At 44.2% G+C, this 16,132-nt stretch carries 14 protein-coding genes; 5 read left to right on the forward strand and 9 right to left on the reverse strand.

All coding sequences use genetic code 11. The annotated features are described in order from the left end of the window. Positions 1-21 precede the first annotated feature (21 nt). The gene (gene purF, locus TTER_RS06055; protein WP_012875134.1) at positions 22-1,479 is read right to left on the reverse strand and encodes an amidophosphoribosyltransferase; all 1,458 of its coding nucleotides are present in this window, start codon (positions 1,477-1,479) and stop codon (positions 22-24) included. A 561-nt stretch (positions 1,480-2,040) separates the two neighbouring features. Here purF and TTER_RS14690 point away from each other — a divergent pair. Continuing rightward, a complete protein-coding gene (locus tag TTER_RS14690; protein WP_012875136.1) occupies positions 2,041-2,619 on the forward strand; it encodes a phosphatase PAP2 family protein in 579 nt (192 codons plus the stop codon). Between the two features lie 3 nt (positions 2,620-2,622). Here TTER_RS14690 and TTER_RS06070 read toward each other — a convergent pair whose 3' ends face one another. Together TTER_RS06070 and TTER_RS06075 are read right to left on the reverse strand one after the other, a co-directional pair. Beyond that, entirely contained in the window at positions 2,623-3,705 is a 1,083-nt protein-coding gene (locus TTER_RS06070; RefSeq protein ID WP_012875137.1) for a lipocalin family protein, read from the reverse strand. After that, positions 3,692-5,902 carry an MMPL family transporter gene (locus TTER_RS06075; RefSeq protein WP_169302639.1) on the reverse strand — a complete coding sequence of 737 codons (2,211 nt, stop codon included), beginning with the start codon at positions 5,900-5,902 and terminating at the stop codon, positions 3,692-3,694. The genes TTER_RS06070 and TTER_RS06075 overlap by 14 nt, the downstream gene beginning before the upstream one ends. Before the next feature lie 108 nt (positions 5,903-6,010). On the opposite strand from TTER_RS06075, the gene TTER_RS06080 reads away from it, so the two are divergent. Then, positions 6,011-6,880 carry a Rieske (2Fe-2S) protein gene (locus tag TTER_RS06080; RefSeq protein ID WP_012875139.1) on the forward strand — a complete coding sequence of 290 codons (870 nt, stop codon included), beginning with the start codon at positions 6,011-6,013 and terminating at the stop codon, positions 6,878-6,880. A gap of 49 nt (positions 6,881-6,929) precedes the next feature. Here the strand turns inward: TTER_RS06080 and TTER_RS06085 are convergent, their stop codons facing one another. The 3 genes from TTER_RS06085 to TTER_RS06100 all read right to left on the reverse strand — a co-directional run bounded on the left by TTER_RS06085 (position 6,930) and on the right by TTER_RS06100 (position 10,089). Further along, positions 6,930-7,874: an ROK family protein gene (locus tag TTER_RS06085; protein ID WP_012875140.1), complete on the reverse strand. Its 945-nt coding sequence runs from the start codon at positions 7,872-7,874 to the stop codon at positions 6,930-6,932. Positions 7,875-8,191: 317 nt separating this feature from the next. Continuing rightward, positions 8,192-9,034, reverse strand: coding sequence for an alpha/beta fold hydrolase (locus TTER_RS06095; RefSeq protein ID WP_012875142.1), 843 nt, complete (start codon positions 9,032-9,034; stop codon positions 8,192-8,194). 8 nt (positions 9,035-9,042) lie between these two features. Then, positions 9,043-10,089, reverse strand: coding sequence for a hypothetical protein (locus TTER_RS06100; RefSeq protein ID WP_012875143.1), 1,047 nt, complete (start codon positions 10,087-10,089; stop codon positions 9,043-9,045). 64 nt (positions 10,090-10,153) lie between these two features. On the opposite strand from TTER_RS06100, the gene TTER_RS06105 reads away from it, so the two are divergent. Beyond that, positions 10,154-11,938: an ABC transporter ATP-binding protein gene (locus tag TTER_RS06105; RefSeq protein WP_012875144.1), complete on the forward strand. Its 1,785-nt coding sequence runs from the start codon at positions 10,154-10,156 to the stop codon at positions 11,936-11,938. Positions 11,939-12,046: 108 nt separating this feature from the next. Further along, positions 12,047-13,054, forward strand: a complete 1,008-nt coding sequence (moaA, locus tag TTER_RS06110; RefSeq protein ID WP_012875145.1) for a GTP 3',8-cyclase MoaA — start codon at positions 12,047-12,049, stop codon at positions 13,052-13,054. On the opposite strand, the gene TTER_RS06115 is transcribed toward moaA, so the two are convergent. From TTER_RS06115 to TTER_RS06125, 3 genes are read right to left on the reverse strand one after another with little or no spacing between them, the layout of a single operon-like run. Beyond that, complete coding sequence (locus tag TTER_RS06115; protein WP_012875146.1) at positions 13,051-13,500, reverse strand: NUDIX hydrolase; 450 nt, start codon at positions 13,498-13,500, stop codon at positions 13,051-13,053. The genes moaA and TTER_RS06115 overlap by 4 nt on opposite strands. Before the next feature lie 6 nt (positions 13,501-13,506). Further along, on the reverse strand, positions 13,507-14,118 hold the full coding sequence (gene def / locus TTER_RS06120; protein ID WP_012875147.1) for a peptide deformylase: 612 nt from the start codon (positions 14,116-14,118) through the stop codon (positions 13,507-13,509). Between the two features lie 29 nt (positions 14,119-14,147). Further along, positions 14,148-14,780, reverse strand: a complete 633-nt coding sequence (locus tag TTER_RS06125; protein WP_012875148.1) for a cyclase family protein — start codon at positions 14,778-14,780, stop codon at positions 14,148-14,150. 132 nt (positions 14,781-14,912) lie between these two features. Between TTER_RS06125 and cysS the strand changes: the two genes are divergently transcribed. Further along, the gene (cysS, locus tag TTER_RS06130) at positions 14,913-16,091 is read left to right on the forward strand and encodes a cysteine--tRNA ligase (protein ID WP_012875149.1); all 1,179 of its coding nucleotides are present in this window, start codon (positions 14,913-14,915) and stop codon (positions 16,089-16,091) included. Positions 16,092-16,132: the final 41 nt, after the last annotated feature.

Below are 16,132 nucleotides of genomic sequence, written 5' to 3' on the forward strand. Positions count from 1 at the left end.
GATGCACCAAGAGGAATGCATCTATGTAGAAGAGCTATAAGCTGGTTCTGGTGACAGCTTGCTGTATGGATACCCTACGGCATCAAAGCAGCCGTAGCAGTGTGTTGCATGGAATAAGGACAAAGCCTCCTGACCTAACTTATCGGTTATAACTTCGGCCAGACCTTGCAAGCTGAGATATCCTAACGAATCAACCCCTATGTAATCGGCAATCTCCTGCACAGTAGAATGCGCAGCTATCAGATCTTCATCCGACTTTATGTCGATCCCGTAGTAACATGGATGCTTGAGTGGAGGAGACGTTATCCGTAAGTGAACTTCCTTTGCGCCATATCTTCTTAGGGCACTTACTGCCCGCTTCATGGTATTGCCTCTGACGATGGAGTCATCCACAATAACTATCTTTTTGTCCTCTACATTTGGCTTCACTATAGAAAATTTCAGATCTACTTCCAAACGCCTTAGCCTTTGATCAGGTTTTATAAATGACCTCTCAGCGTAGCGGCTCTTGATGAATACTTCCTCGTAGGGAAGACCGCATTCACTGGCGTATGCAATAGCTGCGGGAATAGCCGAATCTGGGACTCCGCCCACCAGGTCAGCATCAAATACAGGGTGCTCCTGAGCCAACTTCCTGCCAAGGGCTTGCCGAACTGAATATACATATTTGCCTTCTATGGTAGTAGCGGCTCCAGCAAAATAAATGTACTCAAAAACACAGAATGCATGGCGATCACTTGAAGCTATTATCTTACTCCTGACGCCATCACGTCCTATCTCTACCAATTCCCCGGGGAGAACATCGCGTATATATTCGCCTCCCAACTTCTCTATCGCAGCGCTCTCAGAAGCCAGTATCCAAGCATCACCTATCTTGCCGAAGGCAAGAGGCCTCATGCCAAGAGGATCGCGTAGAGCATAAAGTTTACCGTCATAAAGCATTACAAAGCTGTATGCGCCTCTCAGCATAGGCACCACACTACATAGCTTCTCTGCTAGACTACTACCTGGCGCCCGAATTATGAGACGTGCAACTACTTCGCTATCAGTGTTAGAGACGAATGTCTCGTCAGGCATTAAAGCCTTGAGTTCCTCAGAATTTGAGATATTACCGTTATGAGCTAGCGCCATCTGCAGAGGATGCTGCCCCACAAGAAAAGGACCAGCGTTTTCGACACAGCTGGATCCTGTAGTGGAGTATCTTACATGGCCAATACCTGTTTTGCCCTGGATGGGAGGGGGGCCGTCCCTAAATACCTCCCTTACCTTACCCATCCCTATATGGGTATGTATGGAGTTCCCATCATATACTGCTATCCCTGCGCTCTCTTGTCCTCGGTGCTGAAGCTCTGTCAAACCAAGTACTAAGTAGTTAGCTGTATCGAACACCTCCCGAGGCTGCCATATCCCTATTACTCCACACTCTTCATGGAGCGCATCCATCTGGAGTAAGTTATAATCAACAGGTTTACAGAGCATTGCAATCCTATAATAGAGTTTCCTAACGTAGTATTGCAATGTTATGGCCTTAGTCTCTGGCGAGGAGAACTAAATGTCGTTCTTGTTTCACGAGATAACTTGGCAATATTTTTTGTTGACTTTCTTTTCCTGCCTAGGGATTTTACAGCTGGCAGCAGTAAGGGCAGGCAGGAAGTATCTCCAGCTATTCGGTAGTAAACCAGCTAACATATTCGTAGGACTTGCGTGTGTATTAATTTCTTATGTGCTTTTCTTCACACAAGCCAGTTACGCCATCAAAAGCATAAAAGGCATAGTATTGCATCCAAAATTCTATCCTCCCATGTCGCCTTTCTATCAATGCCCTTGGCCAAGGTTAGAGGGAGCACAACTATTCGGTGTGTTTTTATTCTCCGCTTTACTGTCCGTGATTTTTTGTTTATTTATTAATCTGATCAGGCACAGCAACAAAGAACAAATCCTATCCTTAGCCTCTTCACGAATTTCACAAGCCTATGAGGAGATTAAACTTGCTATAAGTCCCAGAACTTACAAGAAAGAGAGCAATTACAGAGGTAGCTAATGAACTCCATAGACACTCAACTCTTGCTCAAACTAAACAGTATGGTGGGTAAGAACCCAGTAGTTGATGTATTGGTTCAGCTTTTGGTAAACGAATACTTCGTTCCCGTTAGCCTATCACTGGTGCTTCTATTTATGTGGTTTGGGGCTAAGGAATTAGAAAACCTTAGATGGAAATTAGGCGCAATCAATGCTGCGATCGGAGTTGGGATTGCTAACATTATAGTGGCTACTAGCAACATATTCTATTTCAGAGATCGACCTTTCATGCATCTGGATGTCAACCTTTTGTTTTATAGGCCCACTGATTCGTCTTTCCCCAGCAACGCAGCCGCAGTGGCAATGGCACTAGCTATAGGTATATCCTTACATGATAAGAGGCTTGCACCTTTGGTGTTGCCTCTGGCAGCTTCAATAGGTATAGCTCGTGTTATGGCGGGAGTTCACTACCCCAGTGACGTCTTAGCTGGGTGGATTGTAGGCGCATTAGCAGCTTTCATAGCCCTTCTTATAACTAATTTTCTGCGCCCATTTATAGAGAGATTGATCTTAGCTGCCAAGAACTTAGGTCTAGCGTAAGTGCTAATCAGCATACCCTGTTAGTTCCACATATCCTTTACCAATTGTTGATCCTGTACCTGATATTTCAAAGACTCCTACAGCACCTTCCCAATATGTTACCCCGGTAGTTTGCTCAGTATTCAGTTCTTGGTTTTTTATTAGTGGTTTTATCCTTATTTGCCTGTTATCTCCTGGGATATGTATTTGCCAGCCCGAAGGATACTTTGCCCCTGTAAGTGAACTAGTCCAATAATCAGTAACTCGTATGGAAAAATCACTAGATTTTAGTTCACGCTTTCTGCCAAGTTTATCGATAAAGGTGCCAAATTGGCCCAGCCATCTGCCCCTATTATCACGCAGAACAAAGATCATATATTCAGTATCATTGTCTAATTGAAGGCTAAACCAATCCCATCCCCCTCCTAGATTCGTAAGGAAGTTGCCCCACTGATGATCCATCCATGCTCGCCCATTTACGGCATACTTTACTCCACGATCTATTAGGATTCCTCTAACTAGTAGCTTGGTATAGCTGTAATAATACGAATCTCCAGCAGGGCCAAAAGATATTACTCCATCGTCCCCATGGAGTACAGGAGGCTTTTGAGTGCTAAGGTTTAAATCTATAGAATAGCCTTTCATGTCTGCTCGGATCTTATAATTCCCACCAAGGCCTTCCAGAGTCCAGGAACCTAAGGCTAAGTTCAACCTATGGGTTGTGTTAGTATTTCCTCCAAATTGCTTACGCTGATCATAACTAAAGGATCTTCGATTCAAGTCGGTGATAGCAAAGTGGGCTAGATATATCTTGGGAAAACTCTTTCGATCCACCTGAAATATGACGAACTCAAAGCCATACTGTCTATGGCCATCTTGGCTTGTCAAATGTCCTGTATAATACCACCACTCAGTTAGGTAATCATGAGGAAGATCATCCTTTGGCAAAGTCAGCCTAGGTAAGGAATCGGGAACTGGAGTAGTGTTTATGCTATCCAGGTTGTATCCTTGAATTTGTCCCTCCGGTGCTGTCTGTAATCCGGCTGAGCATGCTGGCATAAGGAATATAAGTACACAAATAATAAAAAGATACCTACATTTCAGCATCAATACTATGCTCCCTCTGTGAGACCGCACTTAATCTAGGCATCCACCAGTTCCAATCACCCAAGAGTCTCATCAGTGCCGGCACAAGGATCATCCGTACAAGAGTCGCATCTATCAAAACCGCCAGAGCAGTACCCAAACCCAAGGCTTTTGTAAGGATAATCTCAGCTGATATAAAAGACAGCCCCACTACTACCACTATAAGAGCAGCTGATGTAACTACTCTTGCACTTCTTGCAAGGCCAGATATCACAGCTTGCTTGTTATCTTTATGCTTATCCCATTCTTCTTTGATACGACTTAGTAATAGCACCTCATAATCCATGGACAAACCAAATAAGATGCAAAACATGAGGATAGGCAGCGTGGATTCAACATATCCTTGCGGGTCGAACCTAAACAACCTGCTTAGGTGCCCTTCCTGGAAGATCCATACAAGTGCCCCAAAACTTGCACATATAGACAACAGATTCATAGTTATCGCTTTCAGGGGAAGTAGCAGTGATCTAAGGAGATACAGAAGCACTATATAAGTGCTAGCAATAACAAAAAAGAACACAGGGGGAAATTCCCTCCAAAGCTCGGAAGATATATCCATTACCTGAGCTGTAGGGCCCCCCACCAATAGCTTATAACCCGCAGGTAGTTGTGTATTTCGCAACTTAGTAACAATATCCTTAGATTTAGGATCATTCCATCCATACTCAGTAAATATTTGCATGTAAGTCTTGTTCCCGGAGAGAAAGGATCGAAGGAAAGTATCCGCAAATGGATCCCTTATGTTACGAGCATTAGCATAGATAAGCTTGTATTGCTCTAAGCTTAACCTTGGATCAATATCAACTATACTGAATACTCTTGTCACTCCCGCTTCCTGTTGAACAGCACGCGAGAGCCTAAAAAGTAAATCCAGGGAACTGGGTGAAGTAAGGGGTTTATTCGCTTCCACTACAACTGTAATTGGTGCAGAACTACCTGGGCCAAAGCTTTCGTTAACTAGGTCGAATACTCTCCGAGACTCATATTGAGTGGGTAATATGCTAGGATCAGGTGAGCTAAAGCGTGCGTTCAAAAAAGGTAACCCCATCGACACAAGCACAGGCATTACTAGGAATACTACTAGTAGTGGTTTGCTCATCATTTTCTCAGCTAGGGATCGCCAGAAGATATAACTGCCTGCTATAGATCTTGAAAGGGTACCTCTAACAACAAACCTGCTTAGAATAGCTATCAAGGCGGGAAGTAGAATAATGGATGCCAATATCGATAAGGTGACTACGGCAGTTGCAGCTATGCCAACCGATCTTAGAAACATGAACTTAAACAGTATCAGGCCTGTTAGCCCAAGTCCTACTGTGAGCCCAGAGAAGAACGCTGCTTTGCCAGCTGTAGTCACAGCTATAGCGACAGATTGTTCTACGTCTTCTGAGTTTTCGTACTCCTCTCTAAACCTAGTAACAATAAACAACGAATAATCTACGGCCAATCCCAAACCTAGTATGGTGACAGCATTAACTGCCAACAAAGATATATCAGTGTGGTCTGCCACTTGGCTGAGAAGACCAAGAGCTATAAACACTGATACACCCCCTACTATGAGGGGTAGAGCTGCAGCAACGATCGATCCGAAAACCCAATAGAGAACTATTGCACCTATGGGTATAGCTAATAGCTCTGCGCGACGAAGATCCTTCTGGCTAGCGCGTTCTATATCAGCATAGAATATAGGAGCACCACCTATTTGTACCTCTAGAGAGGTTGGTCGGATACTGTCTCTAATTTCATCAATAACCTTGTAACTTTCTTCAGCAGGTATACTTAATCCCACTACTTCTATGGCAGTATGTCTATCTGGCGATACTTGTTGCGGCGATATATCGTGAAAAAGTATCTCGGTTACATAAGGTAGCTTAGATACCTTGCTAAGAGACCTTTTTACTTCCGAAACGAACTGAGGAGAATCTGCAGTTAGGTCTGGGCTGTAAAATACAATCGCTAGAGCAGTAGGTGATTGCTTAAAATCCTCCTGAAGTATCTTCTCAACCTGTACTGACTCGAGATTATCGGTAGTGAAACCGCCAAGTTTGAGTTTATCATGCAAAGTAACAGCAGATGGGAGAGAAATAACAACGAGCAACAGCCAGAGCAAACAAACTATGTACCTGTAACGCAGGATCCTTTCGATTACAACGCTCATTATGTGATCGCCCATATTTGAGGATAACACTTAGAAGAGTTTTGCAAAACTTTACTTGGCTTATTTCTTGCTGAAATGCTTGGCAAGTCCCCCTGAGGAGGCCCAATTATGTTCAAGAAATTAGTTGATGCAATAGACCGGCAAGCCTGGCTGGATAGCTTAGGAGACGCCATACAGCAATCCATAGGTAAAGCCTTCCAGAGCTCAGGCAGGATAGGAAAGGAAACTCAAAATCTACTAAACGGCACATGGCTAGGCCATGCTCTACATCCAGCCCTATCAGATGTACCCATTGGTGCTTGGACAACTTCTATCTTCCTCGACATGGTTGAAAATGGAGACCATTCCCTAGCAAAAGCTTCTGATAGGGCGATCTTACTTGGTCTGTTGGCAAGCGTTCCAGCCTCTCTTAGCGGGCTAACCGACTGGCAGCATCTAATAGATAAGCCTAAGAGAGTAGGACTAATGCATGGTCTGTTGAACCTATCTAGCACAGCCCTTTACTCTCTATCTCTGGTGCTTAGATCTCAAGGACACAGAGGTGCAGGCAAACTACTATCTACTGTGGGATATGCAACTGTCATTGCCTCCTCCTACCTGGGAGGAGAATTAGTAATGGAATATCATTCTGGAGTCAATTGGGTAGGCACCTTAGAAGAGCCAAAAGATTTCAAGCCCGTCATAGAAGAATCCAAGCTGGAAGATAATACTCCTGTGTGTGTTACCGTAGATAGCGTGCCATTGATGCTAGTCAGATGGCAGGGAAACATTTATGCACTAGCTAACACCTGCCCGCACTTAGGGGGTCCTTTATGTGAAGGGGAGTTCGATTCTGGGATAATCACCTGTCCTTGGCATGGCTCTAAATTTGATGTTACTGATGGAAGCATAATAGACGGGCCTACAGCTTACCCCGCCAAGAGATTTCAAACTAGGATCAGTAACGGTCAGGTAGAAGTGAGGCTTGCTGAGATCTAAAGCGTGTGCGTTTTAGCTCATATCCTAGGACTCCCAGCAGTACCTTATGTTAGCTAATAATCTCACTTATCGCTAAGGAGGCGGCACCGATGAGCGCCGCCTCGCCTGGGTCTGTTGCCACTCTTATCTCCAGGTTATTTAGAAATGAGAGCTTAGCATGAGCTCTAACTGTCCTAAGCAGAGGATTAAGTATCAAGTCTCCAGAACGCATGACTCCTCCCCCAAGGACAAACAGGTTTACATCAAGTAGAGAGGCGGCACTAGCTATTGCTCTTCCCGTAGCTGTGCCTGCTCGTTCAAATATTTTTCTAGCGTCCTCGTCACCTTGCAAAGCTTTACGGGCTACTACCTCAGAAGTGATTTGAGAGGTATCCTGAGATGAGCCTGGGTGTAAAGCTGCAACGTAAAGCTTAGCTATAGAGGGACCGGAAGCTATGGCCTCAAGGCAACCTCTACCACCGCAAGCACATTGAGGCCCATCTTGTTCGACAACCATATGGCCTATATGTCCAGCATTGTAAGATTTACCATGCAGAAGCTTACCTAAAGCTATAATCCCTCCTCCAACTCCAGTAGAAAGAATTATGCCCATCATGTAGCTACTGCCTTTGCCCTCACCGAACATATACTGGCCTAAGGCGAAAGCTTTAGCGTCATTATCCATATAGATCGGTAAGCCCAGTACAGACTGTAGACGAGACTTTAGGGGGAAATCACGCCAACCCGGGATGTTAAGGGTAGAGACGACCCCTTCTGGTAATATCATTGGCCCACCCACTCCGACACCGACAGAAATTACATCTATATCATCAGATGTGGCTGCCAGGCAAGCGCGGGACAGTGCTACAAGCTGATTAAAGACGCTAACGCCGTCATTAGGATTATGGGTAGGCTGAACGTATTTCTGGATGATAGTACCTTTCAAAGTAACCACAGCGGAAGCTAGCTTGCTTCCGCCAATGTCAAGAGCGAGGACTGCTCTCGTCTTACCCAAAATATCCCCCTATGATAAAAACTTACCCAGCAGGAGTAGGATATCATATCCCCAGTGAGTTAATAGAGTGAGAAATATCGTGGAGCAGATTAGCACCAGCAATGTCAGCACAAGCCACAGAACTTTTGTAGATTTCTTTGTTGCTGGCAGTGAGTACTGTCTGGTATATCCTCTAGCAGTAAGAGTATCTGCATAGTATTTAGCACTCATACTAATCCTCCTAATAAATTCACGAGTCGACAAGAGGATAAAACGGCAAGGATAAACAAGAAGGAAAATCCAGCACCTCACAGGTAATAAATCTGCAAAAACAGAAACTAGGTTAAGATATCTGTCTCTTGCAAAAAATCGGATATGGCATCGGCAACTTCCATACTCTTAGAGAGCATCAAGAAATGCCCACCTTCATCAATAAGCTTTAACTTTGAGTTGGGAAACAAAGCTTTCAGTTTGTAGGCATCTGTAGCAGGAAAATAAGGGTCATCCGCCGCCCAAAGGATCAATACAGGCAAATTCAATTTCCAGACCAACCTTCTAGCAATCAGGCATCTTATTGGGTCTATGCCCCTAATGGACTTAACTATGTGTTGCCAAGGAAGTAGCCTGGAGTAATTACTTATGACGTCCCTAATTACTAGTTCATCGGTCTGAACTGGATAGATAGACCGGATATATTTTCGAAGCAAGGACATATACCTAGGGTTACTTATGAAATGAGGATATAATTCCCCTACTATCGGCCATGCAAGAAGTCCTAGAGATGCCAGGATATCAAGATGCAGGAACGCGGTAGTATCCATTAGTATCAAGCCTGATAGCCGCCTTCGTTTCCAAGCAGCATAGGTTAAGGCGTATAGAGCTCCCAGGTCGTGTCCTACTAAGACGACACTCTCAGATGCAAATATTTGAAGATAACGATCGATAAAATAATGATAGGAAGACAATGTAGGTGGGTTAATAGGGTCCGATCTGCCAATCCCTGGGAGATCGGGAGCCTTAGAAGGATATTGGCCCCCGATCTCTGACATAATCGGGTGCCAAATATAAGAAGTAGCTGGGATACCATGGAGAAAGACTAGACTTGCTTTCTTCTCAGGGTTAGTTTCTAAGGATCGCACCCATATATCATGGATATATCTTTCCGTCCAAATTGGTTCCACAGTTATCTCTACTCTATTTCACTCAACTTGTATTGATGCCAGGGCAGATCATCAAACAACGCCATGGCACCTTCGATATTGCTCTCTGCACCTGAATTTTTACTGACTACTTTGTTATCGATCCCATCGTACACCATGCCAAGGTTACGATCATACACCGGTGATTTGGCAGGATTATCACCATAGAACCAGGATTTAGCCTTTGTATATAGAGTGCTAAACTCTTCGTCAGCCGTATGTTCGTATGCAAGTTGGAAGTTAAGCACAGCAGAGCTAACCTCGTAAGGAATAGTGGTAGTTTTATCAAAGCCGCTTCTTACCATCGGAGCCAAATATGATCTCAAGCTGTAATTGGCAAGATCTAACCACTCCGCATTAGCGGTGTGTTGACAAGCCTTGAAAAGTACTCCTGGCTGAATGTAACCCCACAAGTGGGGATAAACGTCATGCTCACTTATGAGCAGTAGTCCATGATTATGATGAGAAGCGATCTCCTCACATATAGACAGAGCAACCCCAAGAAAGTCTTGATTGTGAGTGTGATCATATAATTCTAAGAGAGCATAGGCGACCAGAGCATTTACATCCATAAACTTATGAGATTGGCTTAGGTATAGCTCAACACCGCGCCTTAGACGATCCAGAGAGTCCATGTCTTCAAACACGATGTAATGCCAGGCTAAGGCCCATAAACCTCGAGCTAACCAAGGTTGACCACCAGGATAACTTGTGGGCCCATGATAATTCTTCTTTCCATCCCAATCGAGTATGAAGTTCACGAAACTACCATCATCTTCTTGCATAAACTTGACGAATTCGATCAATCCATGAGCCCAATCTCTAGCCCAAGGTAGTCCAAATCTCTTATAAGCTCTAAGTAGTAGAACTGCTAATCTGGCAGCATCATCTACACAAGCAACCCCTTCATAGCCGCTTTCATCCGCCCTTTCTAATACCCACGCTCTGCCTTTTCTCTCTGCATATACAGCAGGAGCACACATGCTTACTTCGTCCAAGCTAAGGGCATAAGTAAGCCTCCAGAGCTGTCTTATCATCAATACCTCCTGTTATATAGGTACTGTTATACTTAGAAGAAAGAATTAGAAAGAGAAGTTGAAGTTGAGTCAGGTCATTCAAGAAGAGGAAATAGTTGCCAAACAGTATGATCTGAATTTAATTAGGAGGCTGCTTACCTACGTTGTTCCCTACAAGGGGTTAGTTATCTTAGGCGTATTTCTACTTATTAGTACCTCCCTAACAGATCTAGCAGGTCCCTATATTATCAAAATAGCTATTGACAACTATATAGCTCGAGGCAATTTTAGAGGGCTCCTTTTCATATCCGTTGTTTACTTTATCATAAATTTGCTTAGCTTCTTGTTTCGCTACCTTCAGAGCTATGCAACAGGTGTCCTCGGGCAAAAGATAATGTATGACCTGAGGATGGAGCTATTCAGTAAAATCCAAAGCTTGTCATTGTCTTTCTTCGATAGGACACCAGTAGGCAGGATCGTAACAAGGGTTACCAATGATGTAGACTCCCTCAACGAGCTTCTGACATCTGGTATGGTCACGATTATCGGCGACACATTTACATTGCTAGGGATCACGGTCCTTATATTTTGGCTTAACTGGAAGCTAGCAATAGTAACTATGCTAGTTGTCCCCGTACTAGTGGTAATCACTAATTTTCTTCAGAAGAGAATGCGTGCAGCCTTCAGGGCATTAAGAGTCAGGCTATCACGTATCAACGCATTCATATCTGAAAATGTTAGTGGTATGCATATAGTTCAACTATTCAATCGAGAGGATAAGAACTTTCAACAGTTTAATGACCTTAATCAGGACTATAAGAAATCAGCACTGCGCTCACTCTTCTATTTTGCCCTTTTTGGACCATTGCTCTCACTAATTACAGCTTCGGCCACTGCGTTAGTTATATGGTTCGGAGGAAGGAGCGTAATAGCAGAAACCCTTACCATAGGGTCCCTAGTGGCATTCCTCCAGTATGTAGATAGATTCTTCTTACCCATTAGAGACCTGTCGGAAAAATATAATGCCTTGCAAAGTGCCATGGCTGCCTGCGAACGTATCTTCCAGCTGCTAGATGAGCAGCCAGCAATTAAGGATGCTTCCGATGCCAAACCATTGCAGCATATTCGAGGAGAGATTGAGTTTAAGAATGTGTGGTTTGCCTATAACGATGAAGAGTGGGTTCTTAAGGACGTGAGTTTCAAAGTATCGCCGGGAGAAAGTGTTGCTCTAGTTGGTGCCACTGGAGCAGGCAAGACTAGCATAATAAGCTTGTTATGTAGATTCTACGACATACAGAAAGGGCAGATACTTATAGATGGTATTGATATCAAAGAGATCTCAATCAAAGATCTCAGAAGACACATAGGGTTAGTTTTACAGGATCCATTTCTGTTTACGGGGACTATAGCTAGTAATATACGCCTGCATGAGTCCAGTATTAGTGATCAGCAGGTCGAGGAAGCTGCCAGGTATGTAAATGCTCACACATTTATAGAAAAGCTGCCCCTGAAGTATAACGAACCTGTTCTCGAGAGGGGGGCGGGACTCTCTCACGGGCAAAGGCAGCTTATATCGTTTGCTAGGGCTATAGCCTTCAATCCAGAGTTGCTGCTGATATTAGATGAAGCAACTTCAAGCATAGATACTGAGACGGAGGCGCTTATCCAAGAAGCTCTTGCTAAGATCATGAAGGGTAGGACGAGCATAGTAATAGCTCATAGGTTATCAACTGTACAGAATGTAGATCGCATTATAGTAATGCACAAAGGTCGAATAGTCGAGCAGGGCAATCATCAGGAGTTACTTGCCCAAAGAGGTTATTACTATAGACTCTACGAACTCCAGTACCGTTCAGAGGCTATAGCTTAGGACTCTTGGCATCGTACTTGATGTCCATCTATACCTAGACAAACCTTGCAATAGTTCTTAGTAACTGAAGAATTTAAAGTCCCTCAGTTGTATAATGAGCATAAAGATATGAGTTTCAATCATCATCCTCAAAAATTCATAGATAGCTTTGGTAGACATATAGAAGACCTGCGAATATCCGTCATAGATAAATGCAACTTCAGGTGTACTTATTGCATGCCAGCAGAGGGTTTGCCGTGGTTGAAGAAATCTGAGCTGCTGACCTTCGATGAGATAGAGCGCCTCGTAAGAATATCTGTAGAGAGAGGAATTAAGTCTGTACGTGTCACAGGGGGCGAGCCCACGGTGAGGGCTGGCCTACCGGAGCTTATACATCGCTTGGTGAACATCCCAGGCCTAGAAGACGTATCTTTGACAACGAACGGTTTCCTTCTTAGAAAGATGGCGAAAGACCTGGCAGAAGCAGGTCTCACTCGCATAAATGTAAGTTTGGACACTCTGGTAAGGGAGAAGTTCCAGCACATAACGAGGCGGGACCACCTTTCTGAGGTGCTGGCAGGGCTGGAAGAACTTGAGAAGTATCCTAGCATAAGACCAATCAAGATCAACACAGTAGCTATAAGAGGATTCACAGAGCCAGAAGTACTCGATTTCGCTCGACTTGCTAGAAGAAAGCCATATGTAGTCCGATTTATTGAGTTTATGCCTTTGGACGCGGATCAAACCTGGTCCCCGGACAAGATCCTGACCGGCAGAGAGATATTTGAGATGATTAATGCCGTCTATCCCCTGGTACCAGTTGACACGGACCCATCCTCCACCAGCAGGGTATACAGGTTTGCTGACGGTAAAGGGGAGATAGGATTTATAAATCCAGTCTCTGAGCCTTTCTGCTCTACATGTAACAGAATTAGGATAACTGCAGATGGTCAACTGAGGACTTGTCTGTTTTCTACCTGGGAGACGGATCTACGTACCCCATTAAGATCAGGCATGTCAGATGATCAGATAGGGGAAATAATGCTGCAAGCTATCAAGAAGAAAGAAATGAAGCATAAGATAAATGAGCCAGGCTTCGTGAGGGCTAGCAGGACTATGAGCCAAATAGGTGGTTAGGATATCGCCTTTAATTGAGATTTGTATCTCAGTAGCAGTTTGTGAATTACCTCTGATAATCCCTCAGTAGTTTGAATGCCGTTAAGATCCTCTAATCCGTACCATCCAACATCTAGTGCATCATCCCTCGCAATTGGTTCTCCACCAGCCCACAACGCCAGAAAGTCTACAATAACGTAATGATAAGATATCTCACCATCCGGAGTGTGATAAATGCGCTCAACTACTTCGTACAGATCTAGAGGGATGCAGTCAATAGAGCATTCTTCTCTAATTTCCCTCCTGACGGCTTCCTGTAGCTTTTCACCCAACCTAACTTTGCCCCCAGGCACACTCCATAGCCCCTGGTTAGGTGGATTACCCCTACGAATCAAAAGTATCCGGTCATCCTTAAGTACGATAGCCCCTATAGCTACGACGGGGCCTCTCGATTCCATATGCTGCATAGAAAACTATCGCCTGCTAACTAATAATTCATCCGGTAGATCTATCTTCTTGCTTCTAGGTAGAGGAAAGCGAGACTTCTTCTGCTTTTGGCGCTCGTCTCTAAAGGTACTCCAATCAACTATCCTCTCGGTAAACAAGATACCATCGAGGTGGTCCACCTCATGTTGTATGCACTGGCTAAGAAGTTGTTCTTCAGCTAGAAGCTTATGTTCCTTGCCATTCAGGTCTTTGTAACGTACCTCTACCCACGGGGCTCTGGGAACTTCAGCATACCTACCTGGAAGACTAAGGCAACCCTCCTGCATAGGAATCCTATCATGTGACACCTTTGTAATCTCAGGATTTATCATTACATACAACTTAGGTGGAGATACCTCAATCTGGTTACCATCTTCATCTTGCTCGTATTTCCCCGGCATCTCCATCACTACGACCCTGCGTAGATCACCAACTTGAACTGCGGAAAGTCCCACCCCATCGGCCTCGCGCATTGTCTCAATCATGTCCTCAACAAGCTTCCTCAGCTCGCTATCAAATTTAGTTACAGGCGAGGACCTCTTCCGAAGGACGCTTAGATCATCGGGATTTTCCATTTGTAATATTCTTCGTACAGCCATTGATACACACTCCTTACACGACAATTCTATCACTTGTCAGATATGAGTATCACTCTCGCAGGTGCCCCATCTGCCCCTGATAGCTTTAATGGCAGACACACTAAGTTATATTCCCCGGGAGAAATATTACGTAAATCCAAGTTTTCGATAATAACTATACCGTTCCCTAAAAGCAGCCTATGTATTGGATTTTCCTGGTTTGTGGGCGGCTCTACAGACATATAATCCATACCAACTAGCTGAATCCCCTTTCTAACTAGTAATTCAGCCGCCTCCGGTTCAAGACACACATACTCGTTGACAAAATCATGGGTTGGATTTTCCCATAAGGTAGAATTTGTGGTTTTGAACAAAACCCGTGTTATATGAGAAGGTAATTCTGGTATATCACCTGCAGATATATGACCATTACCTATCTTATCTATTACAAGGCACGGACCACACAGTACGCTTAGCGGAATACGATCAACGCTTCTAGCCCTGGCAAAAAAATGCAGGGGCGCGTCCACATGAGTGCCCGTATGAGTCACCATTCTAATTAGGCTGACATTGGCCTTGTCACCACTATCTATGTCAGACGTGCGTTTAATTGTTGGACCTTCTTCACCAGGCCATACCGGAAGTCCATCTTGTATAGGCACAGTAACATCATAGATTGTCATAGCGCCTCCAAACATGCCGAAAGTGCTGCATGATACCTAGAATAGTACTAGTTGTACGTAAGTGTATAATAGGTCCGCAGGTTGTTAATCACAACACCCATCCGCCAAGAGAGGAGGATTTTATCTTACTGTATGAAACTTTATGACACACTCACAAATCAGATCAAACCCTTAGCTGGCGAAGATGGTAGGGTGTCCGTCTACGTCTGTGGTATTACACCATATGACACTACTCACTTAGGACATGCATTTCTGTATGTAACTTTTGATGTATTGATAAGATATCTGGAATCTACAGGATACCAAGTCATCTATACCCAAAACGTAACAGACATAGACGACGATATACTAAGAAAAGCTAAAGAACTTAATATGTTCTATCTTGACCTCGCAGAAAGAGAAACTAACAGATTTCTCTCTGACCTTAGGGCTTTGAATGTTAGGATGCCTGATCATTATCCTCATGCCACCCAAGAAATAGATGGTATGGTGGAGATAGTTTCAAAGCTAATAGATAAGGGGCATGCTTACGTCAGGGACGGCAACGTATACTTCGATATAGACACGTATGAAGGCTTTGGTCAGCTGAGTAAGCTGAGCCGAGAAGAGATGATAGCTATAGCTCGCGAACGGGGCGGAAATCCAGAGGATCCTCTGCGAGATGATCCTCTGGACTTTTTACTCTGGCAAAGGAGCGCGGAAGGTGAGCCTGCCTGGGATAGCCCATGGAGCAAGGGGAGACCAGGATGGCATATCGAGTGTTCAACTATGTCCCTAAAGTATTTAGGAGCTTCTCTAACTATTCATGGAGGTGGGGCTGACCTTATATTCCCTCATCACGAGTGTGAGAGAGCACAATCCGAGTGCTACACCGGAATCTCACCTTTTGTAAAGCATTGGATGCATGTGGGCATGCTGAGATATCAAGGTGAAAAGATGAGCAAGAGCCTGGGCAATCTAGTGCTTGTAGATAGGCTTTTACAGAATTATTCTCCCGATGCTGTGAGGCTAGTACTAATATCTCACCATTATCAAGAAAGCTGGGAATACCAGGACAGCATGATTGAAGAAGCAGAAAAGCTTGCACAAAAGATTAGGATAGCCGCAAGCCTAGCACCAGCACATGATGCAGAGTTTCAAGATACATATGAGTTTGATCTCTTCAGGCAAGCAATGGAAGATAACTTGAACACCCCTAGGGCAGTAGAGCTCCTAAGAAGTTTATCGGAAGAGATCATTCAGAACGACGACAACAACAAAGCATGTGTGCTTAGGCAAATAGCCACAACTTTGGGACTCACACTGCGTTAGCTAAATAAAAAAGTCTGGTCGGAGCCTAGCAAAAGTTACAT

The organism is Thermobaculum terrenum ATCC BAA-798 (assembly GCF_000025005.1).
Taxonomy (GTDB): Bacteria; Chloroflexota; Chloroflexia; order Thermobaculales; family Thermobaculaceae; genus Thermobaculum; species Thermobaculum terrenum.

Excerpts from the sequence above, each read along its gene's own strand:
- purF (WP_012875134.1), bottom strand. The coding sequence starts at position 1,479 with ATGCTCTGTAAACCTGTTGATTATAACTTACTCCAGATGGATGCGCTC.
- TTER_RS06115 (WP_012875146.1), bottom strand. The coding sequence starts at position 13,500 with ATGCAGCATATGGAATCGAGAGGCCCCGTCGTAGCTATAGGGGCTATC.
- cysS (WP_012875149.1), top strand. The coding sequence starts at position 14,913 with ATGAAACTTTATGACACACTCACAAATCAGATCAAACCCTTAGCTGGC.
- moaA (WP_012875145.1), top strand. The coding sequence starts at position 12,047 with ATGAGTTTCAATCATCATCCTCAAAAATTCATAGATAGCTTTGGTAGA.
- TTER_RS06125 (WP_012875148.1), bottom strand. The coding sequence starts at position 14,780 with ATGACAATCTATGATGTTACTGTGCCTATACAAGATGGACTTCCGGTA.
- TTER_RS14690 (WP_012875136.1), top strand. The coding sequence starts at position 2,041 with ATGAACTCCATAGACACTCAACTCTTGCTCAAACTAAACAGTATGGTG.
- TTER_RS06080 (WP_012875139.1), top strand. The coding sequence starts at position 6,011 with ATGTTCAAGAAATTAGTTGATGCAATAGACCGGCAAGCCTGGCTGGAT.
- TTER_RS06070 (WP_012875137.1), bottom strand. The coding sequence starts at position 3,705 with ATGCTGAAATGTAGGTATCTTTTTATTATTTGTGTACTTATATTCCTT.
- def (WP_012875147.1), bottom strand. The coding sequence starts at position 14,118 with ATGGCTGTACGAAGAATATTACAAATGGAAAATCCCGATGATCTAAGC.
- TTER_RS06075 (WP_169302639.1), bottom strand. The coding sequence starts at position 5,902 with ATGAGCGTTGTAATCGAAAGGATCCTGCGTTACAGGTACATAGTTTGT.
- TTER_RS06100 (WP_012875143.1), bottom strand. The coding sequence starts at position 10,089 with ATGATAAGACAGCTCTGGAGGCTTACTTATGCCCTTAGCTTGGACGAA.